Origin of the sequence: Planosporangium flavigriseum (genome assembly GCF_011947225.1) — a bacterium.
GTDB lineage: Bacteria > Actinomycetota > Actinomycetes > Mycobacteriales > Micromonosporaceae > Planosporangium > Planosporangium flavigriseum.
Genome location: NZ_JAATVW010000032.1, coordinates 1 through 15973, shown reverse-complemented (window position 1 = coordinate 15973; position 15973 = coordinate 1). Strand labels below are relative to the sequence as shown.

Here is a 15973-nt window from a genome sequence, read left to right as displayed (position 1 = left end):
ACGCCGCACCGCACTCCCCCGCCGACGCGCAGCCCTGTTCCGCCTGGCCGCGGCCGCACCGGCCGCGGCCGGGACTGTGGTGGTCCGAGCTGGCTGTCGATGTGATCGTCGAGCCGGTCCGAGACCTCACTCACGGAGCGACGAGATGCCGATCACCCGAAGAAGGTGGCGTAGAGCAGGTACACGTTGAGCACAATGATCACCGAGGCGATACAGCCCGTCACCGCGGTGGTGACGGGCCGGTTGACGAACGATCCCATGATGTCCGAACGCCGGGTGAGCAGGACCAGCGGCACGAGCGCGAACGGGATACCGAAGGACAGCACGACCTGGGAGACCACCAGACTGTCGGTGGCCGGCAGGCCGAGTCCGAGCACCAGCAGCGCGGGCAGCATGGTCAGACCGCGTCGGACGAACAGCGGGATACGACGGCGGACGAAGCCCTGCATGACCACCTGCCCGGCGTAGGTGCCCACACTCGACGAGGACAGACCCGAGGCGAGCAGCGCCACCGCGAATGCCAGCGCGGCCCCACCGCCGACCATGCGGCCAAGCCCGGTATGCGCGGCCTGGATCGAGTCGACGTTCAGCCGGCCGGTGCGGTTGAACAGCGAGGCCGCGATGAACAGCATCGACAGGTTGATCAGGCCGGCGGCGCCGAGCCCGATGAGCACGTCGAGCCGCTGGAAGCGCAGCAGCTCGCGACGCTCGGAGTCGTCGCGGCAGAACACCCGGGACTTCGTGAGGGCGGAGTGCAGGTAGACCACGTGGGGCATTACCGTCGCCCCGATGATGCCCGCGATGATCAGCAGGCTGTCGGTGCCGGCGAAACTCGGGACCAGTCCCGCCGCGATTCCGCCGGGGTCGGGCCCCACCCGGGCCAGGTCGTAGGCTAACCCGAGGAAGACGATGCCGAGCAGTCCGCCGATCGCCAGCTCGAAACGGCGGTAGCCGCGCTGCTCCAGGGCCAGGATCGCGAACGCCACGACCGCCGTGATCACGCCGGCCGGGAACAGCGGCACGTCAAAGAGCAGGTTCAACCCCACCGCGGCGCCGACGAACTCCGCCAGATCGGTGGCCATCGCGATCAGCTCCGCCTGTACCCACAGCCCGCGCGACACCGCCCGCGGAAAGTGTTCCCGGCACAGTTCCGGCAGGTCGCGTCCGGTGGCGACGCCGGTCTTGGCGGACAGGTACTGCACCAGCATGGCCATCAGGTTGGCCGCCACGATCACCCACGCCAGCGTGTAGCCGAACTTCGCGCCGGCGGAGAAGTTGGTCGCGAAGTTGCCGGGGTCGATGTACGCGACGGCCGCGACGAACGCCGGCCCGAGCAGCGCCACCATGCCTCGGATCCGTCCGCGCGAGCGCAACAACCGAAGCGTCGGCTCGACTGACCGCGGGGACTCCGCACCAGCCGCAAGCGGCGTCTGCAGTACGGAGTCCCCCGCCACCGGGCCCATTCTCAGCCGACCGACGGGCCGAGCCCGAGCGACTGTGGCGTACTGGAGTCGGGAGACGGTTGACGCAGTCCCTCGTCGAGTGGGCCGAATTCGGTCATGAGCGCGGCGCTGCCACCCCAGGGCGTCTGCTCCTCGGCGATCAGGGTATTCGTGGTGAGCAGCAGCCCGGCCACTGACGCGCCGTTCTGCAACGCGGAGCGGGCCACCCGCAACGGATCGATGATCCCCATCTGGATCATGTTTCCGTAGCACCCTTCCAGGGCGTCGAACCCCTCGTCCGGGTCCAGCTGTGCCATCCGGGCCACCACCTCATGTCCGGCGTACCCGGCGTTGGCGGCGATCAGGTACGCGGGCTCGGTGAGCGCGCGGCGCACGATGTCGACCCCGGTCGCGTAGTCGCCCTTGACCTGCAGGTCATCCAGCGCCCCCTCGGCGTGCAGCAGGGCGGCTCCGCCGCCGGCGACGATCCCCTCGGCCATCGCCGCTCTGGTGGCCGACAGCGCGTCCTCGACGCGGTGCTGCAGCTCCTTGAGTTCGGCGTTGGTCGGCGCCCCGACCTTGATGACGGCGACCTTGCCCGACAGCGATCCGATCCGCTCGGTGAGCACGTCCTCGTCGACGCCGAAGGTGGCCCGCTCCAGCTCCGCGCGCAGTTGGGTGATGCGGAACTCGACGCCCTCGCGAGCCCCGCCGCCGCCGATGATCGCGGTCCGGTCGGCGGTGACGCGCACCTGCGCGGCCCGGCCAAGCTGTTCGATGGTCATCGTCTCGAGCGTGAACCCGGAGTGCCTGCTGTACACGGTGCCGCCGGTGATCGCGGCGATGTCCTCGAGCTTGTGCAGCCGCCGGTCACCGAAGCCGGGGGCCTTCACGGCGACGCACTGGAAGACACGGTTGACGTGGTTGTGCACCAGCATGCTCAGTGCGGTGCCCTCGACGGTTTCAGCGATGATCACCAGCGGGCGGGGCGCCCGCATGATCTTGTCGAGCAGCGGCATCAACTGCTGGACCTTGGAGATCTTCTCGCTGCACAACAGGATGTACGGGTCGTCGACGATCGCTTCGAGGCTGGCCGGGTTGGTGACCATGTACGGCGACACGTACCCGTTGTCGAACTCGAAGCCCTCGACGAAGTCGACGCTCATCCCGTGCACCGCCGACTCCTCGACGGTGACGATGCCAGCGTCGCCGACGGTGTGCAGCGCTTTCGCGATCACCGCGCCGACCGTGTCGTCGTCGTTGGCCGAGATCGCGGCGACCCGGGCGTAGTCGGCTTCGGTGGCCACCGGGTGCGCGACGCTCTGCAGGTGCTGCACCAGTCGGCCGACGGCCAGATCGATGCCCCGCTTGACGAGCACCGGGTTGGCGCCCTTACCGATCGCCTTCATGCCCTCCCGCACGATCGCCTGGGCTATCACCGTGGCCGTGGTGGTGCCGTCACCGACGATGTCATTCGTCTTGATCGCGGCTTCCTTGACCAACTGGGCGCCCATGTTCTCGAACTGATTGCGCAGATGGATCTCGCGCGCGATCGTCACGCCGTCGTTGGTGACCACGGGTGACCCGGTGATCTTCTCCAGGATGACGTTGCGCCCTTTGGGGCCGAGCGTCGACTTCACCGCGTCGGCCAACTGGTCCACACCCGCCAGCAGCAGGTCGCGGGCTTCCGCAGCGAAACGTAGTTCCTTGGCCATCGGTCCTCCTGGGCGTGGGGGTGTCTGATCCGGCTATGGGACGAGGATGGCGCGGCCGCGGACCCGACCGGCGTCGAGATCTCCGAGCGCCTGCGCCGCGGCGTCCAGTGGGTACGTCCGGGTGTGCAGGGTGACCTTCCCCGTCTGCGCCAGGACCATGAGCTCGGCGAGATCGTTGTAGGTCCCGACGATGTTTCCGACGATGTTGCGCTCGGTCGAGATGATGTCGAGCGTCGGTACGGTCAGGGTGCCGCCGTAGCCGATGACGAAGTACGAACCGCCGCGGCCGGTCATCGCGAAGCCGTCCTGCTCGGCGCCCTGCTCGGCGACGAAGTCCAGCACGACGTCCGCGCCGCCACCGGTGAGGTCGTTGACCGCGTCGACCTGGCCGCCGTCGGCGACGACCGTGTGGTGGGCGCCCAACTGCTCGGCGAGCTTGAGCGCGTCCGGGTTGCGGTCGATCACGATGATCCTGGCCGCGGTCAGCGCGGCCACGCACTGGATGCCGATGTGGCCGAGCCCGCCCGCGCCGATGAGCGCGCAGGTGGTGCCGGGGTGAAGCAGCGGGATCGCCTTACGGACCGCGTGGTAGGCGGTGATGCCGGCGTCGGCGAGCGCGGCGACGTCCTGCGGCCGGGTCCGCGGGTCCAGCTTCACGCAGGCCCGCGCCGACGTGAGGAGGTACTCCGCCATCCCGCCGTCGTGCGAGAGCCCCGGGAAGCTGCTGTCGCTGCAGTGCATGTCGTGGCCCGCACGGCAGGCCCGGCACAGCCCGCAGGTCGGCGTCGGATGCAGGATCACCGTGTCACCGACCTGCACGTTGGTCACCGCGGATCCGATCTCGTGGACCCAGCCGGCGTTCTCGTGCCCGAGGGTGTAGGGCAGCGCGGGGTGCATCGCCGCGTCCCACTGGCCCTCGATGATGTGCAGGTCGGTGCGGCACACGCCGGCGCCACCGATCTTCACGACGACGTCGAGCGGACCCTTGACGGTGGGCTCCGGCACCTCCTCGACCACGGGCTGCTGGTGGTACCCGTGCAGTCTTACGGCCTTCACGTCTCCTCCTCGCCTTCTCCTCTGGCGTGGTACCTGTGCCACAACATGCCGCGACAGATGCCGGCGTTGGCGTCCACGCTGACCCGCGTGGTGCGGGCGCGCCGCAGGTGCAGTGGTACGGCGTCGTCGCCCACCCGCGCGCCCGTCCCGGGATCGATCAACAGCAGGGCGTCGTCGCCGGCGGGCAGGCCCAGCTCGGCCCGCCGCTGCCGCAGCCGGTCGAGCGCCCGTGAGGGGGGCACCTCACCGAGGGTCAAGGTGACCAGCGCCGCCGGTTGGACACCGGCGGCGAGCAGCGGCCGGCACACCTGGTCGGTGCCTGCCATCACGGCTTTCCGCAGAAAGTCGGCGCGCAGCTGGTCCAGCTCGGCGACTGCCTCGCCGTCGAAGGACCGCACGAACCCGGCCCGGGCGGCCACCCCGCCGTTGATCGTCTCGGCGGCGAAGTGGTCTTCGAGCACCACCTCGACGCTGCGTACCCCGTCCACTCTGGACACCGCGTCGTAGGCATCGGCGACCATGAGGAAGGCGAAGTTGGGCGCGCAGAAGTAGGTCGGCAGCCGCAGCCGTACCTGCGCGGCGCCGCCCGCGGAGATGGTGCACGACGCGACGAAGCCGAGCGACGTGATCGGCTCGTCCAGCTCCGGGTCGCGCACCGTCTCCAGCGCGGCGAGGATCTGTGCCTCACCACTGAGGATCGTGCTCATGCCCGCGCGACCAACTGGGCGTCGTCCTGCGCGGCCGGGGTCCCCTCCCCCGGTTCGAGGCGGCACTCGGCCGGGACCTCGATGCCGTAGAGCTTGGCCGCGTTCAGGCCGAGGATCTTCTTCTTAGTCGCCGTGGTGACGCGCGGGTAGTCGGAGAACTCGTCGCTCGGGTAGTCCCAGTCGACGAAGCCCTCGACCTGCCACCTCGGTTCCCAGATCCCGTAGTCGCTGCCGAACGTCATCTTGTCCTCGCCGACCCAGAACAGCAGCTCACCCATGACCTTGGCGAAGAACTTCGGCCGGGCGTGCATCAGGCCGCCGATCACGACCGACAGGCCGGCGTACACGTTGGGCTCCTGCGTGGCCATGAAGCAGAAATCCTCGATGCGGGGCAGGCCGACGTGCTCGACGATGAAGTTCAACGCCGGGAAGTCGGTCGCCGCGTGGTCGACGTCGGCGACATCGAAGGCGTCCTTGTCTAGCGGCCAGATCGTCGGGCCCTTGTGCACGTGGATATTCGTGATCCCGAGCTCCTGGCACGCCTCCAGGTACCGGTAGGCGTCCGGGTCGGTGAGCTTCCACCCACGGGAACCCTGCCGCCACTCGGCGGTGTACAGCTTCACCCCTTTGCACCCGTACCGCGAGACGTTGGCCCGGAGCGTCTTCAGGCCGGCGTCGCCCTCGCGCGGGTCCCACCGCGTGTTGAGGATGAACTTCCCCGGGTACTTCTCGGCCAGGATGGCGTTGCGCTCCGTGGTGTTGAAGCCCTCGGAGTACCACTCCTTGAGGTACGTCGGTTGGAAGACCGCCACGTCCACGTGGCCGTCGTCGAAGACGTCCTTCATGAGGTCGTCCTCGGAGTACTTCTGGAACCTCTCGATCGGCCAGTGCGTTTCGGCCGGCCCGAGCGACTGGTAGGCGTGGAAGCATTCGATCCAGCCCTTGGCGTAGTTCTCGGCACCCTCCACCCAGTTGTCCGGGGCAGCGTTCCAGTAATGCATGTGGCTGTCGACCACGAAATATTTCTCGCCGTCCTTTTCGTACACGGTGCCTCCTCGTGGACCGAATCCGTTGTCAGCCTGTGATCGCGGGTGTCAGTTCGATCCGGCCCGCAGGTCGAAGCCGATGTAGTCGGCCGCGTCCTCGGGGTTCGCGAACAAGATCGTCCGGTCGTCTTCGTGGATCATCCGGCCGTAGTGCGTGGACATGTTCTCCTCGAACTCGGCGGCGTCGAAGTAGCCGGGCTCCTCGCCGAGCGCCTCGGAGATCTCGTCGTAGACGACGTCCATCCGCCGGACCGCGTCGACGCGGATCATCGACGGCAGCGGCGTCACCCGTACGTCCGGCTTGCTCTTCATGACCTCGGCGACCACGACGCCGACCTGGTTGTTCATCAGCGTGAAGCCGCACATGTTGGACGCCGTGTTGTCGGCCTTGAAGGGGCTCTCCGCCGTCTTGAAGATGGTCACTGCGCCAGCTCCTTCGGTGTGTCCAGACCCAGGTCGGAAAGAATGCCGCTGAAACGGCTCTTCGCACGGTCCAGGCCGTCCTCGAACCGCGGCGGCTTGGCATCGGGCTGCGACCACAGCGGCTGCAGTGTGCGGGCCGCCTTGATGGCCTGCGACACCCAGTCGGACAGCCACCGCTGCATGATCGCCTTGTTGTGGTCGGCAAACTCGCGGTCATTGGTCAACAGTTCGAACATGGCCTTCGTGTACCGCAGGTCCCGTTCGGCGTAGTCGTACTCCCCCGCGCCCACGACGGTCGGCGTGACGAAGTCGCCGTTGCGGGGCGCCGCGTGCTGCACGAGATGGCTGCGGAACAGCTCGCCGACCAGCGGCTCGAAGACCACGTTGGCCGCGAAGACGGCCTCGCACCAGTCGTCGACAGCCGTGAGCGCCTCGGCGGTCTGGCGCACGCCCTGCCATGCCGGGTCACTGTCCCAGGTCTCCACGTGCGCCTTGCCGTCGAACCCGTCGATCTCCTCGCTGAGCGTCAGGTTGTACAGCGCGAGATCCTGCGCGGCCCTGATCAGGTGCATGCTGTTGACCGAGATCGCGTTGTTGTGCATGTTCGTGGGCGCCCGCCGGTTGGCGTTGGCGAACAGGTACAGGCCGAGCCCGTGGTCGACGTGCATCCAGGCGCCGACGTTGCGCTCCACGAACCGCACCCAGTTCGGGTTCCACTGATCGAACGCCTTTGACCGGCGGGCCGCCTCGATGTTCTGGTTGACCTGCCGTACCACGTTGGAGTTGTAGCGGTACAGGGTGAGTTCCCACTCCTCGTTGGGGTCGCGGAACTCGTGCCAGCCGTGTGCCGGCCAGTCGTAACCCTTGCCACCGGAGCCGGGTCCGCGCTTGGGCACCGGCCGGTCGGAACCCCACGCCTTGAGCGTGGTCCATTCCAGCGGATAGCCGCCGCGGCCGTCGGAGAACCCGTACAGCCAGCCCTGGCTGAGATAGTGCCTCGGGTCGGGCTGGACCTCGACGGTCACGTCCTCGTAGTGCGTCTGCTTGCGCTTCTGTGGGGTGTAGTAGTTGAACCTGCGCGCGGTCGAGTCCGGGAACTCCTTGGCGCCGGCCTCGGCATCGGTGAACACCGGCTTCGGTACGCTGCGTTCAGTCGCTGTTGTCATCAGGTCCGTCCCTCACTGCTTGTCGGGGTCACCTGTCGTCGTGAACTTGTCGTAGTAGATGCGTTTCTCCGCCACCCCCAGCGCGGCGAGTATCGGCACGGCCGCCTCCACCATCGGCGGCGGTCCGCAGACGTAGGCGTGCGCGCCCGTGAGATCGGTCTCGTACCGCTTGACCACGTCGGTGACGAACCCGACGTCGCCGTTCCAGTCATCGCCCTCGGCCGGCTCCGACAGCGCCGGCACGTACCGGAAGCCCGGCAGGGTCTCTTCCAGGGACTGCAGCTCCGGCTCGAAGCACAGGTCGCGGCGGCCCCGGACGCCGTAGTAGTAGGTGGCCCTGCGCTGGATTCCGCGCTCGGCCATGGAGCGCAAAAGCGACAGGATCGGCGCCATGCCGGCACCGCCGCCTACGAAGATCAGATCGGCGTCGTAGCCGTCGCGCAGGGTGAAGACACCGAACGGCCCCACCAGGTCGAGGCTGTCGCCCACGGCGAGTCGGGTGTCCAGGAAGTGCGAGAACAGCCCGTCCGGGTACACCTTGATGATGAACTCGAGCCGACCGTCGTCCTGACTGGACGTATTGGCCATCGAAAATGATCGGGTCTGGCCAGTACCGGGGATGGCGATGTCGACGTACTGCCCCGGGAAGAACTTCAGCTCCCGTGGTTGCACCAGCCGCAGGACGAGGCGGCGGAGGTCATGGGTGACCGCTTCGACAGCGACCACCTCGGCCACCGCCTGCTGGATCGGCAGCCCCGAGCGGATCATGTCCTCGTCGTAGTTGATCAGCTCGATCCGCACGTCCTCGTACACGTGCGCCCGGCACAGCAGCGTGAAGCCCTCCTCGCGCTCGTAGTCGGGCAGCGCGAACGTGGAGTACTTGTCGAGCTCGATGTCGTCGCCGTCGAGGACGAAAGACTTGCACGACGCGCACTGCCCTTCCTTGCAGCCGTGCATGAGCATGATCCCCTGCTCCGCGGCGGCCCGCAGGACGGTCTGGTCCTCGTCGACTTCGATCTCGATGCCGACCGGTTCGAACCGGACGACGTGCTTGTCAGCCATGACTGCCTCGCAGATGTCGCGGTGCTGGCGTGGGCGGGAGGACCCGAAGTGCGCTTCGGGTCCTCCCGACCCCCTGTCCGCCTGCGCTCAGGCGTCCGCGGGTGCGGGCCGGCCGCCGGGACCGCCGCGCACGTAGTTGGCGTGGAACGCTTCCCGCTCCTCGGGTGTCATCTCGTTGAGCAGCACGTTGGGGCTCTGCAGCGGCGGCATCCGGCGCAGGTGGTCGAGCGTCCACATCTTCTTGGGGTCGAGGTTGAGATGGGGCTGCGCCACCAGCGTCTTGCCGTCGTCGCGCACGTACCCCATGTCGGTCACCACGTCGGCCCAGTTCCAGCCGTGGTACAGCGTCTCCCACTCCCGGGCCCCGATCAGCTGGCCCATGTTCGGCGTCTGCCGGCCCTGGTAGGTCGGCCGGAACGCGGTGACGTCGGTCCACCGGCAGGCCTCGTGACAGTAGGTGCGCACCTGGCCGTCGACCTCGTCGATGACCATGTCCTCCCGGACCAGGCAGGGCACCATGCACGTCCAGCAGCGGTGCGGGTACTGGTAGTCGACGTCCTCGGCCACGATCGGGTGGTGCCCGTTCGGCGTCGACAGCCGGTTGTAGTTCTCCCACCACTTGCCGTACCGGTCATACCAGCCCGGGTACTTGTACTCGAACCACTCGAAGTCCTTGTCGGTCATCGGGTCGATCCGCCAGTAGTTGGCCAGCCAGCCGGTGGAGAAGAACTGCGCCACCTCGTGCACGTACCCCTTGTTCCAGATCTGGTTCCAGGACTCTTCGATGAGGTCGTGCGGAATGACCAGCCCGTACTTCTCCAGTGGCACCAGGTAGCTGCGGTAGTAGTCGTCGTAGATCCACCGCCGCCACATCTCGGCGTAGCTCTCCCGATCCTTACGGCGGTCCTTGGTTCCGTACTCGATGAACGTGCCGATCGCCGCGTCGACCACCCGGTGGTTGTTCCACCAGGCGTAGCGCAGGTCGCGCTCGAGCAACTGGTGGTTGCCCTCGTCGGCCAGGGCCATCAGCAGCGTCGCGTACCCGTTGCTGATGTGCCGTGACTCGTCGGACTGCACCGAGTGGAACACCGTCGGCAGCAGGTAGTCGCCGTTGGCTGCGGCCTCGGCCGGCATGGCCACGAACAGCGTGTTGGTGAACGCTGTCTCCGCCACGATCGTCAGATAGATGCTCGCCGCGGTGATCGCGTCACCGGTGATGAAGCCTTCGGCGAACTGACGGCCGATCGTGCCGCAGTAGTCGTTCTGGAAGTTGCGCAGGCTGTTGTTGAAGCCGGCCGGATCGATGTAGTTGTTCATGTACAGGCGCTTGAGGTTCTGCTGGATCGTCGAGTGCCGGACCTCGTCGATCATCTGGATCGCCTGGCCGTTGTGCAGCTCCGGGTTGGGAACCGTGCGGAACAGCAGCGGCATGGCCCGGGCTGCCGAGATCTCGGGCAACGGGATGATCGAAAGGAACAGCTTCTGCCACTCCAGCCAACGCTCCTGCACCTGGCGGAACATGTTCCCGCGGATCGCGCCGTCCGAGGCTCCGTAGACCCGGTGGTCCTTCTCCTCCTGCATCGGGAAGTACGACCGTAGGACCTGCTTGAGCGGATCCTTCTTCTGTGCCTTCTGGAAGGTGTAGTCGGTTCCGTACTGCGACACCGGCTCGTGGTACAGCGGCTCCCAGGACAACTCCTGGATCTTCTGGTGTGCTCTCGCCACACTCTGACGACTCATGATCACTCCTCACCCGTCAGTCGGGTCGGCTGAGACCACCTGCCTGCAGCCTTGATCGTCTTGTCCTGCCGTCGCGCCCCACCGGCCGGTCCGCTCTCGCCGAAGACAGCGGCCCGGATGTCGGCGAGATGCCGTCGCACGTCATGCGAAACCTGACGGTTGCCCTCCGCCGCCGGTTCGATTCCCAGCGATCGCAGCAGGTCGGCTGCCGGGCCGCCCGGATCGCCCCGGTCCCCGAGAACGGGGTGCAGTCCCTGCTGAGCCAGGTGAGCAAACACCAGATTGACGATGCTCCACGGGTTGTAGGTCTCATCCCGTGCTCCACCCGGTGGATCCATCGGTCACCTCTCCGGAGTCTGTGAGCCCCGTCCGCGCTCATCACATGGCATCAGGAGCAAATCGGCGGTCTCAACATGAGACATAGGCCGGCAACTTTGCGCCTACGTTGTAACCACGACGCAACCTCGGGCGCCGGACCGCGGGCTTGCCCGGCCCACGACGGGCGTTCCGGGAGGCAAGGGGGGCGCCATGTCGTCCGCATCTACCTACCCGCCGAATCTGAGCAACGACCGCCGACTGGCCGAGATCCGGGAGCGGTTCCTGACCGCCGAGTCGGTCGAACCGAACGAGGTGCGCAACACCATCCTGGCGTCGTGGTGGCGCTCCCGGCGGTGGAATGTCGCGGCCGATCACATCGATCTGGCGTACGTCCGCGACCCCGAACTGGACAGCCCGCTGACCCGAAGTGCCCTGCCGGTGCTGCGGCATCTACGCGAACATCTCGACGGGCAGCCGATCAGCATCATCCTGACCGATGCGGCCGGAGTGGTGCTCACCCGGCTCGCGGCCGACCACGATCTCGACCGGCACCTCGACAGCGTCCAACTCGCGCCGGGCTTCAGCTACGCCGAGGGGTCGGTCGGCACCAACGGAATCGGCACGGCCCTGGAAGGTGGCCAGCCGGCGCATGTGTTCGGCCATGAGCACTATGCCGAGAATCTCGAGAACCTCGGCTGCGCCGGGGTGCCGATCCAGCACCCGATCTCCGGAAAGACGATCGGCGCGGTGGACCTGACCTGCTGGCGCAAGGACGCCGGCCCATTGCTGATCACCCTCGCAAAGACCACCGCCGACCAGATCAGGCAGGCTCTGCTCACCGACAGCGGTGTCCGGGAGTTCGCCCTGCTGCGGGAGTATCTGCGGGCCTGCCGGCATACCGCCGGAATCGTGTTCGCCCTCAACCACGACGTGGTGATGATGAACGAGTACGCCCGGCAGGTGCTCGACCCGGCCGATCAGACAATGCTGCTCGGGCAGGCCGCCGAGATGCTGGCCAGCCGCCGCCCCAGCCCGATCGTGACGGAACTGCCCACCGGCATCAAGGCGCGGCTGTACTGCCGGCCGGTGAACGCCGACGACGTCCTCGCCGGTGGCGTCGTCCACGTGAAACTCGTTGAGCTGGCAAAATTACCGGCCGGCGACGCCCGGGTGGCGCCGACCTTCCTGCCCGGCCTGGTCGGCTCGGGGCCGCTGTGGCTACGTGGATGTCAACGGGTCGACGCCTGCTATGAGGCCGGCGAGTGGCTCGCGTTGGAGGGCGAGCAGGGAGTCGGCAAGATGGCTGTGGCGCGAGCGGTGTACCGCAAGCGCAACCCGACCGGCCGCTTCCACGTCCTGGACGCCGTCGACGCGGCGTACCCGGACTGGCTGGTGCAGGCCCGCCGGGAGCTGCTCGAGACCGAGGGCAGCCTGGTGATCCGGCACCTCGACCGGCTCGACGATCGACGATTGCAGGCGCTGTCGGCCGCATTGCGATCAGCTCACGCCACGGGCCGGCAGCGGTCGTTGTGGGTCGTGGTCACCTTGAACCGGCGACACCAGACCGGCGATCCGACCGAGTTGCTGCGGCTGTTCCCCAGCACCATCGAGCTTCCGCCATTGCGCCATCACATCGAGGACCTGCATGAACTCGTACCGTTCTTCCTCGCGAAGTTCAGCCACGACGGTCAGCTGGCCTGCACCCCGGAGACGATGCAACTGCTCCTGCGGTCGAGCTGGCCCGGGAACGTCGAACAACTCCGGCAGGTGCTCAGGCGGGTCGTCCAACACCGGCGTACCGGATTGATTCACCCGGACGACCTGCCGCCGGAGTGCCGCACGGTGAGCCGCCGCCTGCTCAGCCCGATCGAGTCGATGGAGCGGGACGCCATCGTGCAAAGCCTGCTCGACTGTGAAGGCCACAAGGCCAAGGCAGCCCGATCGCTGGGGATGTCCCGGGCGACGATCTACCGCAAGATCCATGAATACGGGATCGTCACCCCGAGTAACGTACCGGGCCCACGCCGTTCCAGTTAGGAAAGATGGCTGGGGGTGTCGGTAGCCCCCTGACCGGCCCCAGCAGGGGCGGGCACCGTACGCCACCCCGGCCGCGTCGCTGAGGTGGTCGAGGAACCACAACCGCTGCTGCTGCGGCGCCGGCACGTGAACACGGCAACCGTGTCGCCGGGGCCGACCCCGGCCGCCGTCAGGCGCCGGGCGAAATCTTGTTCTGCGGCTACATCCGCAGGCCCATGGTAGATCCTCCTGGACCGTCAGCATCACCGTAGGCGGTGCGTCACCGCTTGGAGAGGAGCTTGTCCGTCCACAGCGGACGACAAAAAGCAAGGGCGAGGAGAACACCCACTCCCTGCCACTCTCACCATATAGCGCACCGGGGGCCTTGCGGCAAGACCCGGGTCGTGCCACAGAATCTCCGACCGAAGCCAGAGCCTGCGGAAATCAGGGATTCGCGAAGTACATGCGCCTTGGTCTACGTATGGGTCTCGTGGGACGTCGAACCGCCGGCGGGACTCGCGGTGCGGTTGCGGGCACTCGGCGCGGAAGTGCGGGTGTGCGGGTGTGCGCGCCGCCGGACTGTGGGGAGCATCTGTCCGAGAAACAATGGGGGTTTCATGATTGACGTGATCGTCGCCGGGGGCGGGCCCACCGGCTTGATGCTGGCCTGCGAGTTGCGGCTACACGGCGTGCAGGCGCTCGTGCTGGAGAAGGACGCCGAGCCGATCAAAATTGTCCGCTCGCTCGGCCTACACGCGCGCAGCATCGAGGTGATGGACCAGCGCGGTCTGCTGGAGCGGTTCCTCGCGCACGGCCAGCAGTACCCGCTCGGTGGTTCCTTCGCCGGCATCAGCAAGCCGCAGCCGGACCGGCTGGACACCGCACATCCTTACATCCTCGGCATCCCGCAGCCCGTCACCGATCGCCTGCTGGCCGAGCGCGCCACCGAGCTCGGCGCCGAGATCCGGCGCGGCTGCGCGCTGGTCGGGCTGAGCCAGGACGACAACGGGGTGACCGCCGAGCTGGCCGACGGCACGCGGCTGCGTTCGCGCTACCTGGTCGGCTGCGACGGCGGCCGCAGCACGGTGCGCAAACTGCTCGGCGTCGGCTTCCCCGGCGAGCCCGCCAGCCTCAAGTGGCTGCTGGCCGAGATCGAGATATCCGCGCCGGCGGAGGAGGTGGCCGCGGTGGTGGCCGAAGTCCGCAAGACCGACCTGGGGTTTGGCGTCGGGCCCGTCGGGGCCGGGGTGTACCGCGCCGTCGTGCGCGCCGAGGGGGTGGCCGAGGACCGCATGGTCCCGCCGACCCTGGACGAGCTGAAGCAGCGGCTTCGGGCGATCGCCGGCACCGACTTCGGCGCGCACTCACCGCGCTGGCTTTCCCGCTTCGGTAACGCCACCCGGCTGGCCGAGCGCTACCGGACCGGGCGGGTGCTGCTGGCCGGCGACGCGGCGCACATCCACCCGCCGATCGGCGGGCAGGGGCTCAACCTCGGCATCCAGGACGCGTTCAACCTCGGCTGGAAACTGGCCGCCGCGGTCAACGGCTGGGCCCCGGAGGGGCTGCTGGACAGCTACCACACCGAACGGCACCCGGTGGCCGCCGACGTGCTGGACAACGTTCGTGCGCAGGCCGAGCTGATATCTCTCGAACCGGGTCCCCAGGCGGTGCGCCGGCTGCTGTCGGAACTGATGGACTTCGAGGACGTGCGCCGGTACCTGGTCGAGAAGACCACCGCGATCGGGGTCCGCTACGACTTCGGCGAGGGCCACGAACTGCTCGGCCGGCGGCTGCGGGATGTCGGTCTGAAGCGGGGGCGCCTCTACGAGCTGATGCACGGCGGCCGCGGACTGCTGCTCGACCAGACCGGCCGGCTCTCGGTGGCGGGTTGGGCGGATCGGGTCGACCACGTCGTCGACGTCAGCGATGAACTGGACGTGCCCGCCGTACTCCTGCGGCCGGACGGCCACGTGGCGTGGGTCGGTGACGATCAGCAGGATCTGCTCGGCCAGCTGCCACGGTGGTTCAATACCGGCGGCGCGCGCCGGTCGCCTTTACTTCGACACTGCTGAGGTAGCCGGGTACCCGGCTCTCACGTGTCGGGGTCGGTGCAGGATGGGCGTATGCGTCTGGTGTCGTTGCTGCCGTCTGCGACCGAGATCGTCTACGCGCTCGGCCTCGGCGACGACCTGGTCGGGGTAACGTTCGAATGCGACGAGCCGCCGACGGCGCGGGTCGACAAGACGGTCGTCGTGGGCGGCCGGGACACCCGCGGGATGAGCCCCGGCGAGATCGACCACTACGTCAAGACCCGGATGGCGGCCGGCGCCGACCTGTACACCCTGCACGCCGATGCCCTGGCCGGTCTCTCGCCGGACCTGATCCTGACCCAGGACCTGTGCCGGGTGTGCGCCCTGCCCGCCGGGCACGTCTCCGACGCTCTGGACTACCTCGGCTGCCGGGCCGACGTGCTGTCGCTGGACCCGCACACCCTCGACGAAGTTTTCGACACCATCCTCGCCGTCGGTGCCCGCACCGGTGTGCCCGGCCGGGCCGAGAAACTGATCGCCGGCCTGCGAGCCCGGCTCGCGGCGATCGCTTCGGCCGTCGCCGGGCGGCCCAGGCCACGAGTCGCCGTCGTGGAGTGGGTCGATCCGCCGTTCACCGCCGGGCACTGGGTACCCGACCTCGTCCGCGCGGCCGGTGGCGAACCGGTCGCCGCCCGCCCCGGCGCCCGGTCGGTGGAGACCACCTGGCCGGAGTTCACCGACGCCGCACCGGACGTGGTACTGGTCGCGCCGTGTGGCTTCCACCTCGACGGCGCCGCGCAGCAGGCCCGCACCGTCGCGCCGGAATTTCCCAGTACGCCGGTGTGGGCGATCGACGCCGACGGCCTCGTCGTGCGCCCCGGCCCCCGCCTCGTCAACGGCGTCGAGGCGATCGCCGCGATCCTGCACCCTGACGCCGTGCCCGAACCGCCCGAAGGCGTCATCGCGCGAGTGGCGTAACCCACCGGGGCGGGCGACGACCAGGACGCCGGGAGGCCGGAGGCTGGGCAGCGACGAAATGTTCTCGAGCAACGCTGCCAGCTCCCCAGTGCAGGGCTCAACCCTCCGCTGTCGCCTGTTCGACGTCGCTGCCGCAACATGAACCCACATAACATCGAGGCTCAACGATCAGATAGCCGGTTTGCTTTGTCCCGCCGGTGTGCTTCGACGCCTACCAGGGCCGACTACCCACCGCCTGCACTGTGACTGCTGTACCGCGCACTGATGTGATCAG

Annotated in this window: 13 protein-coding genes; 3 read left to right on the top strand and 10 right to left on the bottom strand. The window is 68.1% G+C overall.

What is annotated here, in order from left to right; translation table 11 throughout:
* Nucleotides 1-152: 152 nt before the first annotated feature.
* From HC028_RS25745 to HC028_RS27185, 10 genes are all read right to left on the bottom strand, one after another.
* Entirely contained in the window at nt 153-1454 is a 1302-nt protein-coding gene (locus HC028_RS25745) for an Nramp family divalent metal transporter (RefSeq protein WP_308442106.1), read from the bottom strand.
* A gap of 11 nt (nt 1455-1465) precedes the next feature.
* Nucleotides 1466-3157 (bottom strand): chaperonin GroEL, encoded by a 1692-nt coding sequence (groL, locus tag HC028_RS25740; protein ID WP_168080026.1) that lies wholly within the window; start codon nt 3155-3157, stop codon nt 1466-1468.
* Nucleotides 3158-3190: 33 nt separating this feature from the next.
* Complete coding sequence (locus tag HC028_RS25735) at nt 3191-4213, bottom strand: NAD(P)-dependent alcohol dehydrogenase (RefSeq protein WP_168080025.1); 1023 nt, start codon at nt 4211-4213, stop codon at nt 3191-3193.
* Nucleotides 4210-4920 (bottom strand): metal-sulfur cluster assembly factor, encoded by a 711-nt coding sequence (locus HC028_RS25730; RefSeq protein ID WP_168080024.1) that lies wholly within the window; start codon nt 4918-4920, stop codon nt 4210-4212. Before HC028_RS25730 ends, HC028_RS25735 begins: the two co-directional genes overlap by 4 nt.
* Complete coding sequence (locus HC028_RS25725; protein ID WP_168080023.1) at nt 4917-5966, bottom strand: amidohydrolase family protein; 1050 nt, start codon at nt 5964-5966, stop codon at nt 4917-4919. The genes HC028_RS25730 and HC028_RS25725 overlap by 4 nt, the downstream gene beginning before the upstream one ends.
* A 48-nt stretch (nt 5967-6014) precedes the next feature.
* Nucleotides 6015-6389, bottom strand: a complete 375-nt coding sequence (gene mimD, locus HC028_RS25720) for a propane 2-monooxygenase effector subunit MimD (protein WP_168080022.1) — start codon at nt 6387-6389, stop codon at nt 6015-6017.
* On the bottom strand, nt 6386-7555 hold the full coding sequence (locus HC028_RS25715; RefSeq protein WP_168080021.1) for a ferritin family protein: 1170 nt from the start codon (nt 7553-7555) through the stop codon (nt 6386-6388). The genes mimD and HC028_RS25715 overlap by 4 nt, the downstream gene beginning before the upstream one ends.
* Nucleotides 7556-7567: 12 nt before the next feature.
* Nucleotides 7568-8617: an FAD-binding oxidoreductase gene (locus tag HC028_RS25710; protein ID WP_168080020.1), complete on the bottom strand. Its 1050-nt coding sequence runs from the start codon at nt 8615-8617 to the stop codon at nt 7568-7570.
* Between the two features lie 87 nt (nt 8618-8704).
* Entirely contained in the window at nt 8705-10357 is a 1653-nt protein-coding gene (locus tag HC028_RS25705; RefSeq protein ID WP_239075736.1) for a ferritin family protein, read from the bottom strand.
* A gap of 2 nt (nt 10358-10359) precedes the next feature.
* The gene (locus HC028_RS27185; RefSeq protein ID WP_203981620.1) at nt 10360-10695 is read right to left on the bottom strand and encodes a hypothetical protein; all 336 of its coding nucleotides are present in this window, start codon (nt 10693-10695) and stop codon (nt 10360-10362) included.
* Nucleotides 10696-10885: 190 nt separating this feature from the next.
* On the opposite strand from HC028_RS27185, the gene HC028_RS25695 reads away from it, so the two are divergent.
* From HC028_RS25695 to HC028_RS25685, 3 genes are all read left to right on the top strand, one after another.
* Nucleotides 10886-12712 carry a sigma-54-dependent Fis family transcriptional regulator gene (locus HC028_RS25695; RefSeq protein ID WP_168080019.1) on the top strand — a complete coding sequence of 609 codons (1827 nt, stop codon included), beginning with the start codon at nt 10886-10888 and terminating at the stop codon, nt 12710-12712.
* A 596-nt stretch (nt 12713-13308) separates the two neighbouring features.
* Nucleotides 13309-14763 (top strand): rifampin monooxygenase, encoded by a 1455-nt coding sequence (gene rox / locus HC028_RS25690; protein ID WP_168080018.1) that lies wholly within the window; start codon nt 13309-13311, stop codon nt 14761-14763.
* 51 nt (nt 14764-14814) lie between these two features.
* Nucleotides 14815-15699, top strand: a complete 885-nt coding sequence (locus tag HC028_RS25685; RefSeq protein WP_168080017.1) for an ABC transporter substrate-binding protein — start codon at nt 14815-14817, stop codon at nt 15697-15699.
* The last annotated feature ends 274 nt before the right edge of the window (nt 15700-15973 follow it).

What these genes read in the sequence shown, in the direction of transcription:
- groL (WP_168080026.1), bottom strand. Translation starts at nt 3,157, where the DNA reads ATGGCCAAGGAACTACGTTTCGCTGCGGAAGCCCGCGACCTGCTGCTG.
- HC028_RS25730 (WP_168080024.1), bottom strand. Translation starts at nt 4,920, where the DNA reads ATGAGCACGATCCTCAGTGGTGAGGCACAGATCCTCGCCGCGCTGGAG.
- HC028_RS25715 (WP_168080021.1), bottom strand. Translation starts at nt 7,555, where the DNA reads ATGACAACAGCGACTGAACGCAGCGTACCGAAGCCGGTGTTCACCGAT.
- HC028_RS25710 (WP_168080020.1), bottom strand. Translation starts at nt 8,617, where the DNA reads ATGGCTGACAAGCACGTCGTCCGGTTCGAACCGGTCGGCATCGAGATC.
- HC028_RS25705 (WP_239075736.1), bottom strand. Translation starts at nt 10,357, where the DNA reads ATGAGTCGTCAGAGTGTGGCGAGAGCACACCAGAAGATCCAGGAGTTG.
- HC028_RS27185 (WP_203981620.1), bottom strand. Translation starts at nt 10,695, where the DNA reads ATGGATCCACCGGGTGGAGCACGGGATGAGACCTACAACCCGTGGAGC.
- HC028_RS25695 (WP_168080019.1), top strand. Translation starts at nt 10,886, where the DNA reads ATGTCGTCCGCATCTACCTACCCGCCGAATCTGAGCAACGACCGCCGA.
- rox (WP_168080018.1), top strand. Translation starts at nt 13,309, where the DNA reads ATGATTGACGTGATCGTCGCCGGGGGCGGGCCCACCGGCTTGATGCTG.
- HC028_RS25685 (WP_168080017.1), top strand. Translation starts at nt 14,815, where the DNA reads ATGCGTCTGGTGTCGTTGCTGCCGTCTGCGACCGAGATCGTCTACGCG.